This window comes from Streptomyces tailanensis (assembly GCF_008386495.1).
In the GTDB taxonomy this organism is placed as follows: Bacteria; Actinomycetota; Actinomycetes; order Streptomycetales; family Streptomycetaceae; genus Streptomyces; species Streptomyces tailanensis.
Window position 1 is genome coordinate 43,962 of record NZ_VTHJ01000037.1, and the last position, 21,886, is coordinate 65,847.

The window sequence follows — 21,886 nt, forward strand, 5'->3', positions numbered from 1 at the left end:
AATCCGGGGAAGGTGGACTGGAAATCGTGTCTCAGTGGACTTCGGCGGTGGGGGCCGCGCAGCTCGCCCGCATGCTCAACTCCCAGCAGGACCGCCCCAGTGGGCCCGGCAGCAAGCGCCCGCCCGCCTATCGCGCCCTCGCCGACGGCGTACGACTGCTGGTCCTGGAGGGCCGTGTGCCCGTGGCCGCCCGACTGCCCGCCGAGCGTGAACTGGCCCTGTCCCTCTCCGTCAGCCGTACGACCGTCGCGGCGGCGTACGAGGCCCTGCGCACGGAGGGGTTCCTGGAGTCCCGCCGGGGAGCGGGCAGTTGGACCGCCGTACCGGCCGGCAAGCCGCTTCCCTCGCGCGGTCTGGAACCGCTGCCGCCCGAGGCGCTCGGCTCGATGATCGACCTGGGCTGCGCGGCCCTGCCCGCGCCCGAGCCCTGGCTGACCCGGGCCGCGCGGGGCGCGCTGGAGGAGCTGCCGCCGTACGCCCACACGCACGGCGACTATCCGGCCGGGCTGCCCGCGCTCCGCTCGATGCTCGCCGAGCGCTACACCGCGCGCGGGATCCCGACCATGCCCGAGCAGATCATGGTGACCACCGGGGCCATGGGGGCCATGGACGCCATCTGTCACCTCTTCGCGGGGCGGGGCGAGCGGATCGCCGTGGAGTCGCCGTCGTACGCCAACATCCTTCAGCTGATGCGGGAGGCCGGGGCCCGACTGGTGCCGGTCGCCATGGCGGAGGGGCTCGCCGGGTGGGACATGGACCGCTGGCGGCAGGTCCTGCGGGACGCGGCGCCGCGGCTCGCCTACGTCGTCGCCGACTTCCACAACCCGACCGGCGCGCTCGCCGACGAGGACCGGCGACGGGGGCTCGTCGACGCGGCCCGGGCCGCCGGGACCGTGCTCGTCACCGACGAGACCATGAGCGAGCTGCGACTTGACCCGGAGGTGGAGATGCCCCGGCCGGTCTGCGCGTTCGATCCGGCGGGGTCCACGGTCATCACGGTCGGGTCGGCCAGCAAGGCGTTCTGGGCGGGCATGCGGATCGGGTGGGTGCGGGCCGCGCCCGAGGTGATCCGGAGTCTGGTCGCGGCGCGGGCGTACGCCGATCTGGGGACGCCGGTGCTGGAGCAGTTGGCCGTGAACTGGCTGATGAGTACGGGGGGTTGGGAGCAGGCTGTCGGGATTCGGCGGGAGCAGGCGCGGGAGAACCGGGACGCGTTGGTCGCCGCGGTGCGGCGGGAGCTGCCGGACTGGGAGTTCTCCGAGCCTCGGGGTGGGCTGACGTTGTGGGCCCGGACCGGGGGGCTGTCGGGGTCGCGGCTCGCGGAGATGGGCGAGCGGGTCGGGATCCGGGTGCCGTCGGGGCCTCGGTTCGGGGTGGACGGGGCCTTCGAGGGGTATGTGCGGCTGCCGTTCACCGTGGGGGGTGCGGTCGCGGACGAGGCGGCTGGGCGGTTGGCGGCGGCGGCGCGGTTGGTGCGGAACGGGGAAGCGGGCGGGAGCGAGACCCCGAGGACGTTCGTGGCGTGACCTCGACTGGAGCGGTACCCGGCAGTTGGGGCTGGGCGGGGGGTGGGCTGCGCTGCTCGGCGCTACGAGGTGCCGCTGCGCCCACCCTCCCCCACTCCCGGCTTCGCTCGAGCGGGAGGTAACCCCCATCGCCCCAGCGGCACGATTGCCCGCAGCCGGGAACGGTGTGGGTGGGCTGCCGCCTCAGCGGCACGACTGCCCGCAGCTGCGGCGGATCCATTCAGCTTTCCGCTACCGCTGTCTTCGCCATGGTCGAGTCCGCCGGAGTCGTGTGGGGCGGGAGTAGGGACAGGATTGCCTCGCGGCGGGGCTCGGGGGTGTCGGGGTCGTGGGGATCCGGCGTGGCCGGGACCTGGACGCGGAGGACGGGGGCGGTGCCGAGGCGGGCGTAGCCGCGGCCGGGTGGGACGTCCGGGGTGGGGGTGGTGGGGGGAGGGGCGCCCAGGATCGCGGTGAGTTGGTCGGGGGTGGCGGGGCCGAGGACCACTCGGGCCCGGGTGTGCTGGCGTACCGCGTCCGTGAGGGTGTCCAGGTGGTCGAACTGTTCGGCCACGGCGACCGTGACGTTGGCGGCGCGGCCGTGGCGGAGGGGGACCTGGAGGAGGGACTGCGGGTCGGGGCGGCCGTCGGCCGCGGCGAGGTCGGCCAGCGTGCTCGGGCGGTCCACCAGGAGCCACAGCGGGCGTTTGATGTCGTCCGGTGGTGGGTTGCCGACCTGGCGGGCCCGGTTGGTGGCGATGAGGCGGCGTTCGGTCTCCTGGGACGCCCACTCCAGGCCGGCCAGGGCCCCGGAGAGACCGCACTCCACGGCCAGGACCCCGTCCCGGCCGGTCAGGCAGGCGTGGTCGCCGCTGCCCCCGCCGTCGACGATGACGACGTCGCCGTACCGGAGGGCCTGGAGGGCGATGGAGCGCAACAGGGTCGTCGTGCCGCTGCCCGGCTGGCCCACGGCCAGCAGATGGGGCTCGGTGGAGCGGACGCCGGTGCGCCAGACGACCGGCGGTACGTCGCGTGTCTCCTCTCCGAAGGAGAGGGGGAGGGTGCGCTGGACGTGGGCCGCGTCGGTGAAGCCGATGACCGTCTCGCCCGGTGCCGTCACGAAGTGCTGGGCGGCGATGTCGGTGGCGAGCGGGGCGAGGACGGTGACGGTGAGTTCGTTGCCCTCCTCGTCCCAGGTGAAGCGGTACTCCCGGCCGCGACCCGCCTTGGTGTGCAGCAGGTGTTCGATGCGGGCGCGGGCCTCGGTCTCGCCGTCGGTGAAGTACGCCGGGTAGCGGATCAGCAGGTGCGAGACGCGGCCGGTGCCGTCGAAGGCGTAGGTGGGGAAGGCCTGGTCCCAGGCGCCGCCGTGCGAGAAGAGGGGGTCGGGGTCCTCGGCGGCCGAGAAGTACGGCACCAGGGCCTCGTAGAGGGAGCGAAGACGCTGGGTCTGGGATTCGTCCGGGCCGGCGGGCTCCTGGGCGCCGCCCTCGCGGCCCGACCAGGCCGCCGCCGCCATCAGCGCGATGACGGCGAGCAGCGGTCCGTACGGCACCAGGGTCATGACCAGGAGCACCGAGGCCGCCAGGAACAGCAGTGACCCGCGCCGGTCCTTCGGGGTCTCGGTCCACCGGCGCCGCCCGGCCGCGGCCAGCCGACGCAGTCCACGGGCGGTCGTGATCAGCGGATGGAGGACGTCGGTGGCGCCGTCGGCCGCCGTTCGGGCCAGCTCCCGGCTCCTGGTGAGGTGCGCGCTGCCGCTGCTCAGAATGCGGGGGAGGCGGGGGAGAGTGACCCGGGCCACGGCTGTCTCCTGGAGGTGCGTACGGATGGGGACGGGGTCAGAACTTGATCCCGCCGAGGAGGCTCGCGAGGCTCTCGCCGCCCGCGGTGATGCTCGGGGCGATGCCCGTACTGGCGAGGTAGAAGCCGAACAGGGTGACGACGATGCAGTGCGAGGCCTTGAGGCCGTCCTTGCGGAAGAACAGGAAGACGATGACGCCGAGCACGACGACGCCGGACATATGAAGGATCATGCGGGCTCTCCTGGTTGATGGGGACAGTCACCATGAGTTCTTCCAGGGTCACAGCATGTATCTATATGATTAAAGGTGCAATTGGGTGAAATTCAGCTTGTTTCACCTGGATGGCCGAGCCCTTGTTGCGCCGTACGGGCTGGGCTGTTGCGTCCGGCCGCACCCGATGTGATCTTTGCCTCGGCCTGGACCGCTCAGGTGCGCGAGGAGCCAGTACCCTGGCGATTGCTTTCTGGAGCGTACGGCGCGTAGTGAGAGGTGGTCCCGGCGATGAGCGAAGCCCCCGACCCCGAGGTCGTGGAGCTGGCGACCAAGATCTTCGATCTGGCCCGGCGGGGCGAGACCGAGGCGCTCGTGGCATATGTGGACGCGGGTGTTCCGGCCAACCTCACCAACGACCGCGGCGACTCGCTCGTGATGCTCGCCGCCTATCACGGTCACGCCGACGCCGTCAGGGAGCTCCTGGCGCGTGGTGGCGAGGCAGACCGCGTCAACGACCGGGGCCAGACTCCCCTCGCAGGGGCGGTTTTCAAGGGCGAGGAAGAGGTCATCCGGGTTCTCCTGGAGGGCGGGGCCGACCCGCTCGCGGGAACTCCGAACGCGGTCGACACCGCCCGGATGTTCGGCAAGATCGAACTGCTCGAACTGTTCGGCGCACACTGATCCACATGTTCTGACCAGGAAAAACAACAGATACGGGGGAGGCGGTACAGGGCCGCCGGAAATTTCGGTCGCGGCAGGAAGAACCGCCGGGTCATCATGACGTCGTGATTCACGGACGCGATGGCTGGGCAGGTGTTGCCGCACCACGTGGGCCGTGATGCGGTCCGCATGGGCCACTGACGAGAGGCAGAGGAAGATGGTCTACAGCAAGCAGGAAACGGCGGGCGCCCCGACGTGTTGTCACGCGGCCAGGTAAAGCAAGATCCCGGTTGCGTCGACGCTTGATGTGAGGCTGTTTCCCATGTTCGAACCGGTCATAGCGCCCAGCGGTACGCTGCTCGGCCTGCTGCAGCGGGGCCGCGGCGACGGCACCCTGCACGCGCTCACCGCCCCGCGGGCCGAGGCGCTCGCGGCACTGAACCACTGTGTGCTGAGCGACCCCCGCCACGACTGGCAGGTGGAGAACCGCTCTCTCTACTACGCCCGGCTCTACCTCGACCTGAGCGGCGAGCTCGACGAGATCGAGCGGCACCTCTTCGACGCCGAGGACGTGCTCGACACCTGCGAGTCACGCACCGGACTCGCCCTCGCGGTCCTCGGGCACCTCGCCTCGTACGGCAGGCGGGACGCGCTCGAACTGTTGCGCAGGTACGCCGCCGTGGGCACCAGCTGGGCCTGGGCCCTGGACGAGCTGGCCCTCAGGGACGACGACGAAGGGCTACGGGCCCTCGCCGAACCGGTCCTGGCCCGCTTCACCACCGACCCCGAGGGCGAGGCCGAACTCGCCGCCGTAGTCCGGGACGCCTTCGAACCCCGGCCCTGGCGGCTGTGGGCCGAGGACTCCCGCGAAGCGATCGCCACACGCGTGCGTGCCGCACAGGAGGCCGGGTCCTTCGACCGCTGGCAGCGGCAGATGCGACCAAGTGGGCCCCGTCCGGGGTGGAGCGTCAGCGCCGTGTTCGAGTGGGCCCAACAGGGCATCGAACGCGGAGCGGTGCTCCATGTGCCGGCCGCCCGATGTCTCGCGGCCGTCGCCGCCCCCGAGGATCGGCCGGAGATCCTGGAGGCCGCCCGGTCCGGCGACGACGGCGCCCGCTGTACCGCCCTGCGCTACCTCGCCGACGGCAACGATCCCGACGCCCTCGACCTGATCGAGGGCGCGATGACCGACGGCACGACGATGGTCGTGGACGCCGCCGTGGACGCGTTCGAACGGATGCGCAGCATGGCCGCCGTCGACCGGGCCCGCGGCTGGGTGCACCGGCCGGACGCGCTGGGCGCGGCCGCCGGGCGCATGCTCGCCTGCCGGGGCGGCACCAAGGACAGCGACCTGGTGCTGGGCGCGCTGCGGGAGGCCGTACGCGGCGAAGGCCCCGACGCGCCGACCCTGTGGACCCTCGTCGACGGCACCGGACGGCTCGGCATCGCCTGTGCCGCTCCCGTACTGCGCCACATCTACCGCGAGACCGCCTCCTCCCACCTGCGCGGCCGCGCCGCCCGTGCGCTCGCCGCCACCGATCCCTCCTTCCCGGCCGGCTTCGCCGTCGAGTGCCTCTGGGACTGCGAGGAGACCACCCGCGAGATCGCCGCCCGGCACGCCGAGACAGGTGACACCCGCGTCGTCGACCAGCTACGCCGCCTGGCCGCGGACCCCGCCGAGGAGGCCGAGGTCCAGACAGCCGTACGCAGCCGTATCGGACCTGACATGCCCGCAATGTGAACACCGGGTGACCCGGAGGTCAGGAGGGCATGGACACGGTCTGACCTGGACGGGTGTGCAGCGCAACGCTCATGGGACGTTCCCCGCCCGGAAAGATCCACGTTGACGCGGCCACGTCCAGCACGACGACAACACCCGTATGCGTGTCGTCATAGTGACCGAGTCCTTTCCCCCCGATGTGAACGGCGTGGCCCACTGCGCCCTGCAGACCGCGCGACACCTTGTCGCACGCGGTCACGCCCCGCTCGTCGTGGCCCCGGCCACCGCCTCCGGCAGCGGAGCCGGAGCCGATCTTCAGGCGCCGTGCCCCGTCGTCCGCGTCCCCTCCCTTCCGCTCCCGGGCTACCCCCAGGTCCGCGTCGCCCTGCCCAGCCGCAGAGTCGCCGCGGCGATCGTCGAACACCGGGCCGACATCGTCCACCTGGCCAGCCCCTTCGTCCTCGGCGTGCGCGGCATGGCGGCCGCCGCACGCCTCGGCATCCCCGCCGTCGCCATCTACCAGACCGACCTCGCCGGTTACGCCCGCACCTATGTGCACGCCGGTGAGGCGGCCGCCTGGCGACGCATCCGCTCCGTGCACGCCGCCGCCGACCGCACCCTCGCCCCCTCCACCGTGGCCCTGCGCGACCTGGAGGCCCACGGCGTGCCCCGGGTCAGCCTGTGGCCGCGCGGCGTCGACACCGTCCGCTTCCGCCCCGACCTGCGCGACGAGGCACTGCGCCGCGAGCTGGCCCCGGACGGCGAGCTGATCGTCGGCTACGTCGGCCGCCTCGCCCCCGAGAAGCAGGTCGAACTGCTGGCCGGGGTGTGCGGCCTGGACGGCGTACGCGTAGTCGTCGTGGGCGACGGGCCCAGCGAACCCGGGCTGCGCGAGGCCTTGCCGGGCGCCGTCTTCCTGGGCCGCCGCACCGGCGACGACCTCGCCCGGATCTTCGCCTCGCTGGACGTCTTCGCCCACACCGGCCCGTTCGAGACCTTCTGCCAGACCGTCCAGGAGGCCATGGCAAGCGGGGTGCCGGTCGTCGCCCCCGCCGCCGGCGGACCGCTGGACCTCGTGGCCCACGGCCGTACGGGGCTCCTGGTGCCGCCGCGCGACGCGGCCGCCGTACGGGACGCCGTGTGGTCCCTGGCCGCCGATCCGGCGCTGCGGGCCGCGTACGGGGCCGCCGGGCGGGCCATGGTCGAGGGCCGCACCTGGGCGGCCGTCGGCGATCAGCTCATCGGTCACTACGCCGACGTGCTGGCCGCGCGGACGGTGGTGGCGGCGTGAGCGAGCGGACGGACGGCCTGCGGATCGTGCGGCTGGCCAACTTCGTGGCGCCCGCCTCGGGAGGGCTGCGCACCGCGCTGCGCGAGCTGGGCATGGGGTTCAAGACGGCCGGGCACGAGCCCGTGCTGGTCGTCCCCGGTGAGCGTCACACCGACCGCGAGACCGAGCAGGGGCGGATCATCACCCTGCCCGGCCCGCTGCTGCCCGGCACCGGCGGCTACCGGGTCCTCGTGGACAAGCGGCGGGTGGCCAAGCTCCTGGAGTCGCTGGAGCCCGACCGCCTGGAGGTCTCCGACCGCACCACGCTGCGCTGGACCGGGGCCTGGGCGCGCCGGGCCAGGGTGCCCGCCGTGATGGTCTCGCACGAGACCGCCGACGGCGTGCTGCGCACGTGGGGGCTGTCCGAGGCGATGGCCCGGCGGACCGCAGACGCCCTCAACGTCCGTACGGCCCACACCTATTCGCGGGTGGTGTGCACCACGGAGTTCGCGGAACGGGAGTTCGTGCGGATCGGCGCCCGGAACGTCGTACGGGCCCCGCTGGGAGTCGACCTGGAGGGGCGGGACCCCGCGTTGCGGGATCCGGCGCTGCGGGAGCGGCACGCGCGCGTGGACGAGGTTCTGCTGGTGATGTGCTCCCGGCTGTCGGTGGAGAAGCGGCCCGGTACGGCGATCGACGCGATGGAGGCGCTGCTGCGGCGCGGACAGCGGGCCGTGCTGGTGGTCGCCGGGGACGGGCCACTGCGGGGCCGGCTCGAGCAGCGGGCCAAGGGACTGCCGGTGACCTTCCTGGGGCATGTGGCCGACCGCGCCATGCTGGGCGGCCTGCAGGCCTCCGCCGATGTGTGCCTGGCGCCCGGGCCCGCCGAGACGTTCGGGCTCGCCGCGCTGGAGGCGATGGCCTGCGGCACGCCGGTGGTGGCGAGCTCCTCGTCCGCGCTGCCGGAGGTCATCGGCTCGGCCGGGGCGACGGCGGCGGACACCGGCGAGTCCTTCGCGGACGCCGTCGAGCTGCTGCTGGACCGCCCGGAGCGGGAGCGCAGGGAGGCGGCACGCGCACGTGCCGAGTGCTTCGGCTGGCAGACCGCGGTGGACGCGTTCCTCACCGCGCACGGCGCGACCGTCGGGCGCCCGGCCCGCTCGATATGGGAGGGCGTTGGATGAGACCCCTCCGTTTCGTGGCACTCGGAGACTCCCTCACCGAGGGCGTCGGCGACCCGGTCGGAGGAGACCGGCGGGGCTGGGCCGCCCTCCTCGCCGATGGGCTCGGCCCCGCCGTGGACTTCACCAACCTCGCCCTCAGCGGGTCCCAGACCCGCGACGTGCTGGAACGGCAGCTGCCCGCCGCGCTCGACCTCCGCCCGGACATCGCCTCCGTCGTCATCGGCGTCAACGACACCCTGCGCTGCACCTTCGACATCCACGCCGTCGCCGCCCGCCTGGACGAGGTGTACCGGACCTTCCGGGAGCGGGAGAGCCTGCTGCTCACGGCCTGTCTGCCCGACCCCGGGGCCATGCTCGGCCTGCCCGGGGCGCTCGCCAGGCCGCTCGCCCGGCGGCAGCGGGCCGTCAACACCGTGGTCCACGCGCTGTCCGAGCGCTATGGGGCGGTCCATCTGCACGCCTCGGAGGGCGCCTGGCTGACGGACCGCGCCATGTGGAGCGCCGACCGGCTGCACCCCGGCGAGCGGGGGCACCGGCAGCTCGCCGTCCGCTTCCACGCCCTGCTCGCGCAGGCGGGGATCGCGACGGGGCCCGGCCCTTCCCCCGAGCCCGAGTTCCCCGTTCCCACCCGCGGTGCCAGCCTGTGGTGGCTGGCCACGGCGGGTACGGGCTGGGTCGCCCGGCGGTGCACCGACCTGCTTCCGCAACTCCTCACGCTGGCCGCCGCCGAGGTACGCCACAAGGCCCGCGGCACCAGCGCCCGGCTGGACCTGTCCGCCTCCCACGCGGTGGCATCGGCGCTGGCGGCGCTGTCGGTGTCCGGGCCGGAACACCGGCCGGAGGTGGCGTGAGGCGGTGCCGGAGCGGTGCTCAGCGGCGGTGCCGTACGGCGACGAATCGCACAGGCGTGCCCGGGATGGCCTGGGCCGCGCCGGGCAGGTCCGCCGGGTGGACGACCGCGATCACCGGGTAGCCGCCGGTGGTCGGGTGGTCGGCGAGGAAGACGACCGGGCGGCCGTCCGGCGGCACCTGGACGGCGCCCAGCACCATTCCCTCACTGGGGAGTTCACCCGCCCGGGAACGCTCCAGGGCGGGTCCCTCCGTACGCAGGCCGATGCGGTTGCTCGCGGACGAGACGGCGTATGGGCGCGTGGTGAGGGTGCGCAGGGCCGCCTCCGTGAACCAGTCCTCGCGGGGGCCGAGCGTGACGCGCAGGACGAGTTCCGAGGGTGGTGCCGGATGCGGAACGACGTCCACGCGCGCGTGCGCCCCGCCGGGCCGTCCCAGGGGGAGCACGGTGCCGTCCGTCAGCGGTGGGGGACCGAGGCCCGACAGCAGGTCGGTCGAGCGGCTGCCCAGCACCGGCTCGACGGCCACCCCGCCGGAGACGGCGAGATAGCTCCGTACGCCGGAGCGCGCGGCCCCGATGTCGAGCACGGCACCGCCGGGGACCCGTACGGGGGCTCCCCAGGGCGCCGGGCGGCCGTCCACGGTGACGGGGCAGGGGGCGCCCGCGACGGCCATGGTGACCGTCGAGCGGGGGCGTACGGAACAGCCGTTGAGGGTGGTCTCCAGGACGGCCGCCTCCGGGGGGTTGCCCACCAAGCGGTTCACCAGGGTGGCCGCGTGGGCGTCGAGGGCGCCCGAACGCGGCACGCCGAGGTGGGCGTGGCCGGGCCGCCCCTGGTCCTGGACGGTGGTGAGCGCGCCGGCGCGGGCGACGGCGAGGGCACGATCGGTCACGCCGCCGCCACCGCCGTGAAGCGGACCCGCGTGCCCGGCGCCAGCAGAGCGGCCGGCACGCGCGCGTGGTCCCACAGGACCGTGTCCGTCGTACCGATCAGCTGCCAGCCGCCCGGGGAGGAGCGCGGGTAGACACCGGTGTACGGGCCGGCCAGGGCGACGGAACCCGCCGGGACGACTGTGCGCGGTGTGGCCCGGCGCGGCACCTCGCGGGGCAGCCCGGTGAGATAGCCGAAGCCCGGCGCGAAACCGCAGAACGCCACCCGGAACTCGGCCTTCGCGTGGATCCGGGCCACCTCGGCCTCGTCGACACCCCAGTGGGCGGCGACGTCCGGCAGATCGGGGCCGTCGTACCGTACGGGGATCTCCACGACGTCCTCCGCGCGCCGGGGGACGGGCGGTACCTCCCAGGAGGCGAGGCGCTCAGCGAGGCGGGACGGGGCCTCCAGGCCGTCCAGGAGGACCGTACGGGCCGCGGGGACTATTTCGGCCACCGAGAGCTCACCCGTCGCGCGGCGGCGCAGCAGCTCGGCGTGCAGGGCCTCGGCCTCCTCGCCCGTGTCCACCTCGATCAGCAGCGCGCGGTCCCCGACCGGCAGCGCCCTCATGCGAACGCCTCCACGCGCACGCCCGAGGCCGCCAGCTCGGCCCGCACCCGACGGGCCAGCTCCACCGCGCCCGGTGTGTCGCCGTGCAGGCACAGGGAGCGGGCGCGGACGGGGATGCGCTCCCCGGAGTGGGAGACGACCGTGCCGGTGCGGGCCAGGTCGACGGACCGCTCGACCACCGCGTCGGCGTCGGTGATCACGGCACCGTCCTGCCCGCGCGGAACCAGGGTGCCCTGGTCCGTGTACGCGCGGTCCGCGAACGCCTCCGTGACGGCGGGCAGCCCGGCCCGCTCGGCCACCTTGAGGAAGCGCGAACCGGGCAGGCCGAGGACGGGCAGCGTGGCGTCGGCGAGGACCACTCCGTCGACCACCGCCGCCGCCTGCTCCTCGTCGTGCACGACACGGTTGTAGAGCGCACCGTGCGGCTTCACGTACGACACGCGCGTGCCCGCCGCGCGCGCGAAGACCTCCAGGGCGCCGATCTGGTACGCCACCTCGGCCGCCAGTTCGGAGGACGGCAGGTCCATCGCGCGCCGCCCGAACCCCGCCAGATCCCGGTACGACACCTGGGCACCGACCCGTACGCCGCGCTCGGCCGCCAGCTCGCACACCTTCCGCATGGTGGCCGCGTCCCCGGCGTGGAAGCCGCAGGCCACGTTGGCGCTGGTGACGACGGACAGCAGCTGCTCGTCGTCGGTCAGCCGCCAGCGGCCGAAGCCCTCGCCGAGGTCGGCGTTGAGATCGATGGAGATCATGGTTCCCATTCTGCTGGTCTTCTCCGGTGGGCTTTCCGCCGGTCAGGCCACGCGGTACTGCTCGTCGCGGGCGTCGGTCACGAACATCTGGCCCGGTGCGTGGGTGATCGCGAACGGCGGGCGCGAGGCCATCACCGCGGCCTGTGGGGTGACCCCGCAGGCCCAGAACACCGGGATGTCGTCCGGCTCGGCGTCCACCGGGTCGCCGAAGTCCGGGCGGGACAGGTCCGCGATGCCGAGGCCCGCCGCCTCGCCGCCGTGCACTGCCGCGAGCGAGGCAATTAGCTATGCGTAGTGATTCTGTGACAGTATGTATGTGCACGCCCGGCGCCCAGGCGACGTCGGGCACCCTCCTTGGCCCGACAGCTGTGCAGGCTGGGCCAACCAGCGTCCGGAGGGACGTGCTCACACGGGCCGACCGCTTGCCGGTCGGCACCAGGGCACGAAGACGGTTGGCGTATGCGCGGCACCTTGTCGTGCATAGATCCTGGAGGTACCTCGGGATCACCACGCCCAATCAGAGACGCTGCTCTCCCGGATCGCTGTGCTCGGGCGGGGCCGGTCGCATCGCCACCACAATGTGGCAGCGCAGTCGGCCCACGGGGCGGCACACCAAGTCTCGACCATGTTCGTGAGCACGCTTTCGGGTTGCGCTGGCAGAACAGCAGCATGTCGTAGGCCCAGTCGGCGGGCACCGAGATCAGGTTCGCCTGGGTGTGGCCGGCGGCGACCCCGGCAGTGGAACCCGACACACCCGAACGGAACCGGGCGCGAGCCTTGTCGGGGGTCCGCGCGTGCGCGTGCGGGTCGACGAGGGCCAGGGGACGGTCATGGACGAGGGCCGAAGGACGGTCATGGGTGGTGGTCGCGTGGTTCACACGAGCTCCTTTCCGCGCGTCTCCGGAAGACCGAGCAGCGCCACTGCCGCGAGGCCGTAGCCGATCGCGCCGAAGATCAGCGCGCCGCCCACGCCCCAGCTGTCGGCGAGGAAACCGACCGTCGTCGGGAAGACGGCGCCCACCGCGCGCCCGGTGTTGTACGTGAAGCCCTGCCCGGTGCCGCGTACGGCCGAGGGGTACAGCTCGCTCAGGTACGAGCCGAAGCCGCTGAAGATCGCCGACATGCAGAACCCGAGCGGGAAACCGAGCACCAGGAGAAGGGTGTTGGCGCCGCTGGGGATGTTCGCGTATGCCAGGATGCAGAGCGCCGAGAGCACCGAGAAGAGCCAGATGTTCCGCCTGCGGCCCAGCCGGTCGGTCAGATAGCCGCCGGTGAGGTAGCCGATGAAGGCACCGGAGATCAGGAACGTGAGGTAGCCGCCCGTGCCGACGACGGACAGGTTGCGCTCGGTCTTCAAGTACGTCGGAACCCAGGTCGCCAGCGTGTAGTAGCCGCCCTGGACGCCGGTCGAGAGCAGCACGGCGAACATGGTCGTACGCAGCAGACCGGGAGCGGTGGCCGTGCCGGGCCGGAAGATCGCGGCGAAAGAGCCCTTCTCGGTGCTCTTCTCGCGGGCGGCGGCTGCCTCCGGGGCGTCCTTGACCTGACGGCGCACCCAGACGACGAGCAGCGCGGGCAGGGCGCCGGTCCAGAACATGATGCGCCAGGCGAGGTCGTCGTCCACCAGGGAGAACACCACGGTGTAGACGATCACGGCCAGCGCCCAGCCGACGGCCCAGGAGCTCTGGATCGCGCCGAGCGTGCGCCCCCGGTGCTTGGCGCTCGCGTACTCGGCGACCAGGATCGCGCCGACCGCCCACTCACCACCGAAGCCCAGCCCCTGAAGGGCCCGGAAGACCAGCAGCGTCTCGTAGTTGGGCGCGAAGCCGCAGGCCACCGTGAAGACCGCGTACGTGGCCACGGTGATCATCAGCGCCTTCACCCGCCCGATCCGGTCCGCGAGCACCCCCGCGGCGGCGCCACCGATCGCCGAGACGACCAGCGTGACCGTGGTGAACAGGCCTGTCTGGCCGCTGTCGAGGCCGAAGTAGGCCGCCAGCGCGACCATGCTCAACGGCAACGTGAAGTAGTCGTACGAGTCGAGGGCATAGCCGCCGAATGCGCCGCCGAACGCGCGGCGGCCCTGCGGCCCGAGTGCGCGCAGCCAGCCGAACGCGCCGCCGTCCGGGGCCTGTTCGCCCGACTTGGGCAGGGCTGTGGTCGTCGGCGCTGGGGAGGGAGGGGTCGTGCTCATGGGCACCTCGCAGTGAGGGACGGAGGGTGCTTCAGGACTGAGCCGTGCCGTACTGTCCAGCAAGGTAGAGGATTGTTGAACGATCCCTCAATACCTATGTTGTTTCGTTCTTGTGTCTGCGGTTGAATTCCGGCATGACCGCCGAATTGACGGATCTTGCCGACGATCGAGCCCTCCTCGGGCGCACCAGCACCGCCGAGCGGGTTTCGGACATCCTCCGGAGCCGGATCGCCGAGGGCTTCTTCCTGCCCGGCACGCGGCTGTCCGAGGACAGCATCGGCGGCGCCCTCGGTGTCTCCCGCAACACCCTCCGCGAGGCGTTCCGCCTGCTCACCCACGAACGCCTGCTCGTGCACGAGCTCAACCGCGGCGTCTTCGTGCGCGTGCTCACCGTCGAGGACGTCGAGGACATCTACCGCACCCGCCGCCTCGTCGAGTGCGCCGTCGTACGCGGGCTCGGAGCGTCGCCGCACGGTCTCGACGGGCTCGCCGAAGCCGTCGAGGAGGGGCAGCGGGCGGCGCGCGAGAACGACTGGAAAGGTGTGTCCACAGCCAACATCCACTTCCACCGCGAACTCGTGGCTCTGGCCGGCAGTGCCCGCACCGACGAACTGATGCGCAGCGTCTTCGCCGAACTTCGGCTGGCATTCCACGTGGTGGACAATCCGCGCAAACTATACGAGCCGTATCTGGCGCGAAACGTACTGATCCTCCAGACGCTTCAGAGGGGGGAGAGGGATGAGGCCGAGCGGATGCTGGCGGTCTATCTCGACGACTCGCTGAAGGGGTTGGTGGAGGTGTACGGGCGAAGGGTGAGGGACAGCGCCCCGTAAGGGGCGCGGGGCTGTGACATTTGCGGCTCCGCCGCGCGGGCGCGATCAGCCACGGACGACCCGCACCCGAAAGGCGACCAGCAGTCGCCCAGCTCTCCCAGCGGAGCGCGATGTCAGACCCAGCACCTAATCTGTGCACCGTGACTTCACCCGTATCGACGGACAGTGTTCCGCCCCAGTTCAGCGCGGGGCCGCGCCCCGCGTTGGGCCCGGCCGCCGACGAGGGACTGGCGCGGCGGCTGCGTGCGCTCGCCTGCACCGCGCCGCTGCACGACCTGGACGCCCGCAAGGCGAACCTCGCGGGTGAGTACTCGGTGTACGGGATGGCCGAGGTCGCCCTCGCCGCCATCGACCTGGTCACACTGAACATGGACTTCGACACGGGCGCGGACCACGACCAGATCGTCGCCCGGCTCATTCCGCGCATCGCCGCCCAGGCCCCGACGCGGCCCGTCGAGGAGCACGAGCGGGTGGCCCGCTGGGTCCTGGAGAACCTGATCAACGTCGGCAGCGTCGACCGCGGCTTCCGGGCCGTGTACGGGACGTTCGCGCCGGACGGCACCTATGTGCGCCGCGACTACGACTTCAAGCTGATCGAAGAGGTCCCCGGATACGGGGGCGGCGTCTACCTCCGTACGACCGACGAGGCCGTCAACGTCCTCGTGGGTGCCCTCGACACCGATGTCACCAGCGCCCAGATCGCCGCCGAGGTCAAGCTGGAGGTGCTGATCAGCCGGGGCCGGCTCGCCGACGCCCAGCTCGCCGCCGAGCAGGCGCGGTACCGGACCGTGCAGTACTCGGAGACGCTGCGCAAGGCGCTGGACGCCACCCGGCGCAACGTCCGCGCGGTGGACTGGCTCCAGGCCGTGCCCGACATGATCGCCGAGGCGCTCGACCATGTCGCCGACCGGTACCGCCACGAGAACGCGATCCTCACGAACATCCGCAAGGCCCGGGACGAGTCCGAGGACCCCGAACAGAAGCGGCGCGCCGCCGAGCTGGTGGACATCGTCAAGGACTGCATCCGGCGGCACACGCAGTTGCAGTCGCGGCTGCTGGAGGCCGGGCCGCTGTTCCGCGCGGAGCAGGACCGGCAGGCCTTCGCCACGCCGATGACGACGTCGGGGATAGATCTCTACGGGCACCTGATCGCGCCGCTGCTGCCGTTGCCGGTGGAGCAGGCTCGGCGAGTGACCGCCGCGTTCTTCTCTCGCGGGACCGGGTTGCGTACGCCGGGGTCCGTGCGGGTCGGGGACCTTGTCGAGTTGCTGTTCACGCCGCCGGTGGAGCGGGAGCATCTCGGGGCGGAGATGCCGGAGCCGGATCTGATCGCCACGCCGGATGACAGCCGGTTCAGTGAGGAGCAGCTGGCGGCGGCGATGCGGTTGCTGGATCTGCCTGCGGATGCGCCACGGAGATTGTCGGGATTGTTGGCGGACGCGCGGCGATTGGATCCCGAACTGCCTTACCTGCTTGCGTTGTTGGCTGTGCATGCGGCCAGTCCGCCGGTCGGTACGGCTTATCGGCAGGGGGAGGAGAAGCTGCTCTTTGCTGTGGATGACGGGACGGAGCTGGATGATCCGGAGTTCGGTGGGGCCGACCTGATCGTGGGGATGGCGTTGTTGGATTCGGCCGGGATGGCGGCGGACAGGGAGGCTGCGTGACAGCGCCGTTGGACTCTCGGTCGTCGTTTGACTGCGGCCAATCCGTGGCTTGTCGCGCAGTTCCCCGCGCCCCTGGCATTGCTGCACTCACCCCTGTTTCCAAGATCAAGGAGTTTTTGCCGTGAGCGAGCACGTCGAGTGGAGTGAGCCGGAAGCCGTCGCCGCTCCGGTGGCTGCTGCCGTCACTCCTGCCGACGCCGCTGACGCGGCGCGGCTCGTCGCCTTCGGGCTTCAGCCCAAGCTTCAGCCCGCCCGTGATCAGGAGTACGGGGAGTTGCTGCGGCGGTATCGGGAGGACCCGGCGTTCGCTCGGCTCGCTGATGCCGTGGCCACCGGGCTCGGGCTCGTGGTGCTGGAGGTTTCGCCGCGGGCCGGGATGGCGGTGACCGCCGCCGAGGACTCCGTGTTCGCCGTGCGGATGGGGGACTATGCCCGGCGGACCTCTGCCGATTCCGTGGACCGGTTTCTGCATGGGTTGGCGCATCTCGCCGTTGCCGCCATGGCGTTTCCGCGGCCCGAGGATCTGGCGGACGACGGGTACATAGGGCGGGTGTCGGTCAATGGGGTGGACGCCTTCGTACGGCAGGCCTGCAGGCGGCTGGAGGAACGGGCCGAGGAGCAGGGGCAGAACACCGACCCGGCCAGCGACGCACCGGGGCTGGAGGCGGCCTGGCGGATCTGGGCGAGACGCAGCTCCACCGGGGCCACCAAGGACGCGCGTCGCCTCGCGGGGTCGACCACCGGCATCGTCGGCAAGGCGGTGGGCTTCCTCACCGACTCGGGGTTCCTGCAGCGCACGGGCGACGACAACGGGGGGACGTACCGGACGACCGCCCGTTATCAGCTCCAGGTGCGGGACATGGCGGGCAGTGCGGCCATGGCCGAGCTGCTGGAGCTGGGCATCGTCCCGGTGACCGACGGCACGGCGACACTGCTGCCCGCCGAGGACACCGAGGATCTGGAGCTGGTGGCCGACGCCGGGTTGCCGTTCCACTCGTCCCACTCCTCCTGACATCCGACTTCACGAACCACCATTACGACCGCGAAAGTCCGCCGCCATGTACGAGTTGTCCCGGGTCCGCCTCTACTCCATCGGGCCGGCCGGTGCGCGTTACGCCGACACCGTGCTGGACCTGAGGGGTGTGGGCGAGCCCGTGCCCGACCCCGCGCCGCAGCAGGCGGAGTTCTTCGAGGAGGAGCCCACGGGGCCGCCGCGCCGGCCCGCACCCGCGGGTGTGCTGTTCCTGGAGAACGGCGGCGGCAAGTCGGTCCTGCTCAAGCTGATCTTCTCGGTGATGCTGCCGGGTCACCGGAACACGCTGGGCGGCGCCAGCTCCGGTGTGCTGCGGAAGTTCCTGCTCGCGGACGACTGCGGGCATGTCGCCCTGGAGTGGCAGCACACGCTGACCGGTGAGTGTGTCGTAGTCGGCAAGTTGAGTGAGTGGCGGGGGCGGCAGGTCTCCAACGATCCGAGGAAGTTCGCCGAGGCCTGGTACTCCTTCCGGCCCGGGCCGGGGCTGAGCCTGGACAACCTTCCCGTCGCCGAGTCCACCGCCGTACGGCCGCCCGTGGAGGGCGCGTCCGGTGCGCAGGGGCGGCGGCGGACCATGAAGGGCTTCCGGGACGCCCTCACCGAGGCCGGGAAGGCATATCCGCACCTCGAAGTGCACTGGGAGGAGATCCACGACCGCTGGAACGAGCATCTGACGGACCTCGGTCTCGACCCCGAACTCTTCCGCTACCAGCGGGAGATGAACGCCGACGAGGGCGAGGCCGCCGGTCTGTTCGCGGTGAAGAAGGACTCCGACTTCACCGACCTGCTGCTGCGGGCCGTCACCGACACGCGTGACACGGACGGGCTCGCAGACCTGGTCGGCGGTTTCGGCAACAAGCTGGGGCGGCGGGCGGAACTGATCGCCGAGCGGGACTTCACGGCCGGGTCGGTGGATCTGCTCGGGCGGATCGTCGAGGCCGCCGAGGCCCGGGCGCGGGCGCGGGACATCCACGCGGGCGCCGAGCGGCGGACCCGCACCCTGGCCCGGCGGCTGTCCGCGCGGGCCGTGCAGGAACGGGTGCGGGGCACCGACCTCGCCCAGCGGGTCACCGCCGCCGCGTACGCGGTCACGCACACCGAGGCCGCCCGCGACCGCAGCGCGCTGATCGCGGCCGAACTCGCCTACCGGCACGCCTCGTTGGCGCTGGCCGCCGCCGAGAAGTCCGCCGCCGCGCAGAAACGAGAGCTGGCCGACGCGCGCACCCTGCACTCCGCCTGGCAGGCCGCCGAGGCCGTGCTCAGACACCGGGCCGCCGCCGACCGGGTCGCGCGTGTCGCCGCCGCGATCCAGGAGGCCGAGCGGGACGCCGCCCCGGCGCTGGCCGCCCGCGCCAAGGCCGCCGTCGATCTCGTACGCGCCCTGCACGCCGCGGCCGACGGCGCCGAGAACCTCGCCAACGAGGGGGAGGAGCGGTCCGCCGCCCTGCAGGAGGTCGGCGAGACCGCGTACCGGGACTCGACGGCCGCCGCCACCGAGGCACAGCGCGCCCGCAGCGAGATCGGGCACCTGAAGCAGCGGCTCAGCGAGGTCGAACAGGAGACCGCCGAGGCGGTCCGCGCGGGCTGGCTCGACGACAGCGCGCCGGATGCCGACCCGGCCCGGGCCGCCCTCGCCGCCAGCGACGCCGAGAAGACGGCCGTCGCCGCCTGGGACACCGCGCGCGAGGCCTCACGACGCGCTTCCGAGCACGCCCGGGAGGCGGCCTCCGCCGAGTCGCGCGCCGAGCTGACGGCCGCCCGCGCGGCGGACGCGGCGATCGCCGCCGAGCGCGCGTACGACGGGGAGCGGCGCACTGCCGAGGCCCTGGCGGGGGAGGAGCGGCTGGTCGAGCTACTGGGCCTCGGGGGCAAGGGCGCGCGCAGGGCGATTCCGCAACCGCGGCGTGACGGCGCCACCGCGGAGGGCGATGCCCGGGACAGCGACGCCCAGGGCAGCGACGCCCAGGACAGTGGCGAAGGCCCTCTCACCCCCGAGGAGTTGGACCGCTTCGCCGACGAGCTGCGCGAACTGCTCGACGAGAATGTGTCGTCCGCCGAGCGCCATCTCTTCGAGCTGCGCACCGCCGCGGCAGACGACTCCCGCATCCTGGGCGCCCTCGGCGACGGCGGGCTGCTGCCGCCGGGCCCGGACGTCCTGGCGACCGTCGAGTTCCTCGGCGAGCACGGCATCCCGGCCCTCCCCGGCTGGCGCTACCTCGCGCAGGCCGTGGACCCCGCCGACCACGCGCGCGTGCTCGCCGCCCGGCCGGAGCTGGTCGACGGCGTCATCATCACCGACCCGGACTCGCACGCCCGGGCCCGCGAGGCGCTGAGTGACGCCGCACTGCTTCCGCGCTCCGCCGTGGCCGTCGGTACAGCCGCGGCCCTGCTGGCGCCGACGCCGCCCGAGGACTCCGGAGACGGCGACGTCTTCCTCGTACCGCCGAACCCGGCCATGCACGACGAGCACGCCGCCGACGAGGAGCGGCAGGCGCTGCGTGCGCGGGCGACCGAGCGGGACGAGGAGATCCGGCAGCTCGCGGCACGGCTCGGCAAGGACCGGGAGCTCGTCGCCCGGCTCGCCTCCTGGCGCACGGGATGCCCGGCCGGGCGGCTCACCGAGTTGGCCACGGCGGCGCGGGAGACCCGTGCGTTCGCCGAGGAGTCCGAGGCCGAACTGGCGGAGGCGCGGACCGTACGCGCCGAGGCCGAGGAGGCGGCGGCCGAGGCGGCCCAGGTGCGCGACGAACGGCAGGAGGCCGCACAGAAGGCCCGGCGCGCCGCCGACGCCCTCGCCGGACTCGCCTTCCGGCTGCGTGAGCGCGCCGCCTGGCAGGCCAAGCTCCGCGAACTCGCCGACGAGGCCACCGAGTCCGAGGCCCGCGCCCAGACCTGCCTGGAGCGCGCCCGCGCCGCCGACGAGGACCGCCGCGCCACCCAGCGTGCCGCCGACGACGCCCGCCGCACGGCGCGTGCGCTGCGCGCCGAGCGCGCGGAGATCGCGGGCGCCCCCGACGACGTATCGGAGACCGACTCCGACACGCCCAAGCAGCCCCTCGCAGCCCTCCGCGAGGCATACCGCGCCGCCTCCCAGGTGTACGAGAAGGTCGGCGTCGGCGCCGATCTGCGCGCCGAGCAGGCCCGGGCCGAGAGCGACGAGAGCGCCGCGATCGCCGAACTCGACCGGCTGACCAACAAGGTCCGCAACCGCGCGGAACAGTTGTTGCAGTCGCCCGACGGCTCCGACGGGCCGTCCCGGCAGGCGGCGGCCGCCCGTGCCGAGGAACTCGTACAGCTCCTCGAAACCCGTGTGTCCACCGCGAGCGAGCAGCTCGGGCGGTTGCGCGGCGAGGCCGAGCGGCACGCCCCCGAGGACGGCGAGGCACACACCGAGCTGCCCGAGGAACTGCTCCCGCGCGACGCCGACCACGCGCAGGCGCTGCTGCGCACGGCTACCGCCGAACTCGCCTCCCGCACCGAGGCGTTGGCCCAGGCCCGCGAGGCCCACGCCGAGCTGCTGGAGTCCCACCGCGCCGCCGAGGACGCGGCCGGTGGCTTCGACGAGACCGCCGCCCTGCTCCGGGACCTCCTGCGCGACCACACCGCCGCCGACGACCAGGAGGAGCCCGAGCCCTACCCCGGCGGTCTCGAAGAGGCCCGCAAGGCCGCTGCCGATGCCCGCCGTTCCCTGCGCGGCTGCGCCGCCGACCTCTCCGCCGCCGAGGGGGCCGTACGCGAGGCCAGTGACGTCCTCGTACGACACGCCAACTCCACGCGCTACGAGCAGGTCCGCACGCCCGCCCGCCAGCAGATCCGCGAGCTGCCCGCCTCCGCGCTGCCCGAGCACGCGCAGAAGTGGGCGGACGCCTTCGCACCCCGACTCCGGGTCCTCACGGACGAGTTGGCGCAGCTGGAGCGCAACCGGGACTCGATCGTGGACCGGCTGCGAGGACTCGTGGAGTCGGCCCTCGCGACCCTGCGGTCCGCCCAGCGGCTCTCCCGCCTCCCCGAAGGACTCGGTGAGTGGTCCGGCCAGGAGTTCCTGCGCATCCGCTTCGAGGAGCCCGACCAGGCCACCCTCACCGAGCGGCTCGGCGAGGTCGTCGACGAGGCGACCCGCGCGGCCGTGAAGAAGAACTCCGACATGCGCCGCGACGGCATGTCCCTGCTGCTGCGAGGCGTCAGCGCCGCTCTCCAGCCCAAGGGCGTCGCCGTAGAAATCCTCAAGCCGGACGCGGTACTGCGCGCCGAACGCGTGCCCGTCGGACAAATGGGCGACGTCTTCTCGGGCGGCCAGCTCCTGACCGCCGCGATCGCCCTGTACTGCACGATGGCCGCGCTCCGCTCCAACGACCGAGGCCGCGACAAGCACCGCCACGCGGGAACGCTGTTCCTGGACAACCCGATCGGCCGCGCCAACGCGACGTACCTGCTGGAGCTGCAGCGGGCCGTGTCGGACGCGCTGGGCGTCCAACTCCTCTACACGACGGGCCTGTTCGACACGACGGCGCTGGCGGAGTTCCCCCTGGTCATCCGCCTACGCAACGACGCCGACCTCCGCGCCGGCCTGAAGTACATCAGCGTGGAGGAACACCTCCGCCCGGGGCTGCCCCAGCCGCCCCAGGCAGGGGAGGCACACAGCGAGATCACGGCGACGCGAATGTTCAAGAGGCCCACTGCAAGCGCCCCTTAGGGGCGC

The 21,886-nt window shown here is 72.8% G+C and carries 17 protein-coding genes and 2 pseudogenes; 11 read left to right on the top strand and 8 right to left on the bottom strand.

The window, feature by feature from the left end; translation table 11 throughout:
* Positions 1-26 precede the first annotated feature (26 nt).
* On the top strand, positions 27-1,526 hold the full coding sequence (locus F3T56_RS27325) for an SCO1417 family PLP biosynthesis transcription factor (protein ID WP_149828023.1): 1,500 nt from the start codon (positions 27-29) through the stop codon (positions 1,524-1,526).
* 220 nt (positions 1,527-1,746) lie between these two features.
* On the opposite strand, the gene F3T56_RS27330 is transcribed toward F3T56_RS27325, so the two are convergent.
* Together F3T56_RS27330 and F3T56_RS27335 are read right to left on the bottom strand one after the other, a co-directional pair.
* Positions 1,747-3,309: a hypothetical protein gene (locus F3T56_RS27330; protein ID WP_149828024.1), complete on the bottom strand. Its 1,563-nt coding sequence runs from the start codon at positions 3,307-3,309 to the stop codon at positions 1,747-1,749.
* Positions 3,310-3,346: 37 nt separating this feature from the next.
* Positions 3,347-3,541 (bottom strand): hypothetical protein, encoded by a 195-nt coding sequence (locus F3T56_RS27335; RefSeq protein WP_149828025.1) that lies wholly within the window; start codon positions 3,539-3,541, stop codon positions 3,347-3,349.
* 270 nt (positions 3,542-3,811) lie between these two features.
* Between F3T56_RS27335 and F3T56_RS27340 the strand changes: the two genes are divergently transcribed.
* The 5 genes from F3T56_RS27340 to F3T56_RS27360 all read left to right on the top strand — a co-directional run bounded on the left by F3T56_RS27340 (position 3,812) and on the right by F3T56_RS27360 (position 9,208).
* The gene (locus F3T56_RS27340; protein WP_149828026.1) at positions 3,812-4,204 is read left to right on the top strand and encodes an ankyrin repeat domain-containing protein; all 393 of its coding nucleotides are present in this window, start codon (positions 3,812-3,814) and stop codon (positions 4,202-4,204) included.
* A 301-nt stretch (positions 4,205-4,505) separates the two neighbouring features.
* Positions 4,506-5,924, top strand: coding sequence for a HEAT repeat domain-containing protein (locus F3T56_RS27345; protein ID WP_149828027.1), 1,419 nt, complete (start codon positions 4,506-4,508; stop codon positions 5,922-5,924).
* 139 nt (positions 5,925-6,063) lie between these two features.
* A complete protein-coding gene (locus tag F3T56_RS27350; RefSeq protein ID WP_149828028.1) occupies positions 6,064-7,194 on the top strand; it encodes a glycosyltransferase family 4 protein in 1,131 nt (376 codons plus the stop codon).
* Complete coding sequence (locus tag F3T56_RS27355) at positions 7,191-8,357, top strand: glycosyltransferase (protein ID WP_149828029.1); 1,167 nt, start codon at positions 7,191-7,193, stop codon at positions 8,355-8,357. Before F3T56_RS27350 ends, F3T56_RS27355 begins: the two co-directional genes overlap by 4 nt.
* A complete protein-coding gene (locus tag F3T56_RS27360) occupies positions 8,354-9,208 on the top strand; it encodes an SGNH/GDSL hydrolase family protein (protein ID WP_149828030.1) in 855 nt (284 codons plus the stop codon). Before F3T56_RS27355 ends, F3T56_RS27360 begins: the two co-directional genes overlap by 4 nt.
* Positions 9,209-9,227: 19 nt before the next feature.
* Here F3T56_RS27360 and F3T56_RS27365 read toward each other — a convergent pair whose 3' ends face one another.
* The 4 genes and pseudogenes from F3T56_RS27365 to F3T56_RS27380 form a co-directional block, all read right to left on the bottom strand.
* Positions 9,228-10,100, bottom strand: a complete 873-nt coding sequence (locus tag F3T56_RS27365) for a 5-oxoprolinase subunit C family protein (protein ID WP_149828031.1) — start codon at positions 10,098-10,100, stop codon at positions 9,228-9,230.
* Positions 10,097-10,708 carry a 5-oxoprolinase subunit B family protein gene (locus tag F3T56_RS27370; RefSeq protein WP_149828032.1) on the bottom strand — a complete coding sequence of 204 codons (612 nt, stop codon included), beginning with the start codon at positions 10,706-10,708 and terminating at the stop codon, positions 10,097-10,099. Before F3T56_RS27370 ends, F3T56_RS27365 begins: the two co-directional genes overlap by 4 nt.
* Positions 10,705-11,463 carry a LamB/YcsF family protein gene (locus F3T56_RS27375; RefSeq protein WP_149828033.1) on the bottom strand — a complete coding sequence of 253 codons (759 nt, stop codon included), beginning with the start codon at positions 11,461-11,463 and terminating at the stop codon, positions 10,705-10,707. Before F3T56_RS27375 ends, F3T56_RS27370 begins: the two co-directional genes overlap by 4 nt.
* Positions 11,464-11,505: 42 nt before the next feature.
* Positions 11,506-11,736: pseudogene (locus tag F3T56_RS27380) on the bottom strand (D-glutamate cyclase family protein); the annotation flags it as partial.
* Positions 11,737-11,773: 37 nt separating this feature from the next.
* On the opposite strand from F3T56_RS27380, the gene F3T56_RS50470 reads away from it, so the two are divergent.
* Entirely contained in the window at positions 11,774-11,947 is a 174-nt protein-coding gene (locus tag F3T56_RS50470) for a hypothetical protein (RefSeq protein WP_484422105.1), read from the top strand.
* Between the two features lie 151 nt (positions 11,948-12,098).
* Here the strand turns inward: F3T56_RS50470 and F3T56_RS27385 are convergent.
* Positions 12,099-12,341: pseudogene (locus tag F3T56_RS27385) on the bottom strand (hypothetical protein); the annotation flags it as partial.
* Positions 12,338-13,657, bottom strand: a complete 1,320-nt coding sequence (locus tag F3T56_RS27390; RefSeq protein WP_149828034.1) for an MFS transporter — start codon at positions 13,655-13,657, stop codon at positions 12,338-12,340. The gene F3T56_RS27390 and the pseudogene F3T56_RS27385, both read right to left, overlap by 4 nt.
* Before the next feature lie 134 nt (positions 13,658-13,791).
* On the opposite strand from F3T56_RS27390, the gene F3T56_RS27395 reads away from it, so the two are divergent.
* From F3T56_RS27395 to F3T56_RS27410, 4 genes are all read left to right on the top strand, one after another.
* The gene (locus F3T56_RS27395) at positions 13,792-14,490 is read left to right on the top strand and encodes a GntR family transcriptional regulator (protein ID WP_149828035.1); all 699 of its coding nucleotides are present in this window, start codon (positions 13,792-13,794) and stop codon (positions 14,488-14,490) included.
* A 140-nt stretch (positions 14,491-14,630) separates the two neighbouring features.
* Entirely contained in the window at positions 14,631-16,154 is a 1,524-nt protein-coding gene (locus F3T56_RS27400) for a hypothetical protein (RefSeq protein ID WP_149828036.1), read from the top strand.
* A 121-nt stretch (positions 16,155-16,275) separates the two neighbouring features.
* The gene (locus tag F3T56_RS27405) at positions 16,276-17,166 is read left to right on the top strand and encodes a hypothetical protein (RefSeq protein ID WP_149828037.1); all 891 of its coding nucleotides are present in this window, start codon (positions 16,276-16,278) and stop codon (positions 17,164-17,166) included.
* A gap of 46 nt (positions 17,167-17,212) precedes the next feature.
* Positions 17,213-21,880, top strand: coding sequence for a hypothetical protein (locus tag F3T56_RS27410; RefSeq protein WP_149828038.1), 4,668 nt, complete (start codon positions 17,213-17,215; stop codon positions 21,878-21,880).
* Positions 21,881-21,886: the final 6 nt, after the last annotated feature.